Source organism: Vibrio sp. OPT46 (assembly GCF_015163535.1).
In the GTDB taxonomy this organism is placed as follows: Bacteria; Pseudomonadota; Gammaproteobacteria; order Enterobacterales; family Vibrionaceae; genus Vibrio; species Vibrio alginolyticus.
Genome location: NZ_JADDYG010000202.1, coordinates 1 through 1,215 on the forward strand (window position 1 = coordinate 1; position 1,215 = coordinate 1,215).

The 1,215-nt window shown below is 41.1% G+C and carries 2 protein-coding genes and 1 pseudogene; all 3 read left to right on the plus strand.

Annotated elements, in window-relative coordinates; all coding sequences use genetic code 11:
- A pseudogene (locus tag IQR33_RS09020) lies at window positions 1-462 on the plus strand (dentin sialophosphoprotein); the annotation flags it as partial.
- A gap of 20 nt (window positions 463-482) precedes the next feature.
- Window positions 483-806, plus strand: coding sequence for a hypothetical protein (locus IQR33_RS09025; RefSeq protein WP_005380167.1), 324 nt, complete (start codon window positions 483-485; stop codon window positions 804-806).
- 5 nt (window positions 807-811) lie between these two features.
- The coding region (locus IQR33_RS09030; protein ID WP_265575780.1) for a C39 family peptidase at window positions 812-1,215 on the plus strand (404 nt) is incomplete at its 3' end.

Genomic DNA, 1,215 nt, shown 5'->3' on the forward strand with positions numbered 1-1,215 from the left:
GACTCTAGTACTACTGTAAGACGTAGCAACAACGACAACAGTGACTCTAGTATCAACAGTAGCTTTAACGATAACAGCGATAATCGTAATCAAAGCGACAACCGTAACCAGAGTGATAACCGTAGCTACGCTGATTCAAGCACAACAAACTCGAACAGCTTTAACGACAATAGTAACTATCAAAGTGACTCGAGCTCAACAAATGTTGATAGCTTCAATCAAGTCCATATGGATACAGATATGGTTGTTGCGAGCTCAAGCCTAATGGGTGGTGTTACAGGTGCATCAGTTATTTATGCAACTAACGCGGATGATACTCGAGTTCGAGTTGAAAACATGAACACCCTTGGTGGTCTTGGTGGTGCAGCTGGTATTACTACCGTTGGTCAGAATGCTGGTTCAAATTCACTTGTACAACAATCTGTTACAACTAATGCAAGTGTGTTTACTGGGGGTGAGTAACCGACTAGTAGGAGAAAGCGATGCGTTTGGCAATCTGTACTTTGAGTATGATAGTTGCCTGCACTGCACTCGCTGATGACATTGCATTATCTGGCGGAGAAGTTAGCTTGGATATCATGAATGAATCAAGAGGTGGACAAAATGTTGAACTCGACTTGGTTTATGCAGAATCAGATATCAATGGTATTTCGTCAGATAATGTCGCGTCAAACACCGTGAGTGGTAACAATATACTATCAAGTGGAGCGTTCGCAGACAGTTCGGGTATATCCAACGTAATTCAGAACAGCGGAAACAACGTTTTAATCCAGAACTCTACCGTCGTTAACCTGACACTCAAGTAAACAATATGAAAGTATTAAATAACTTAATTTGGCTGATGCTCGTTTATTCAGCATCAGCCATTTCATTAGAACTGCTACCTTACCGAGCACATTACTCTGTTCCTGTTAAAAGCTACAAAGAAATAGTGTTCGGTGATGTTTTTCGCCAACAGTATGACTTCAGCTGTGGCTCTGCCGCCCTGGCTTCTCTTCTCACTTTTCATTATGCAACAGAGTCATCTGAACAAGATATCTTCAAAAGCATGTTTGAAAAAGGTGATAAAGAAAAAATCAAAGAGAAAGGTTTTTCTTTGTTGGATATGAAGTTTTACTTGGATTCCATAGGGTTACGTTCTGACGGCTTTCAAGTAGGACTGGAGAAAATTAAAGAAGTCGGCGTCCCTGGGATTACTCTCGTTAATTTCGACGG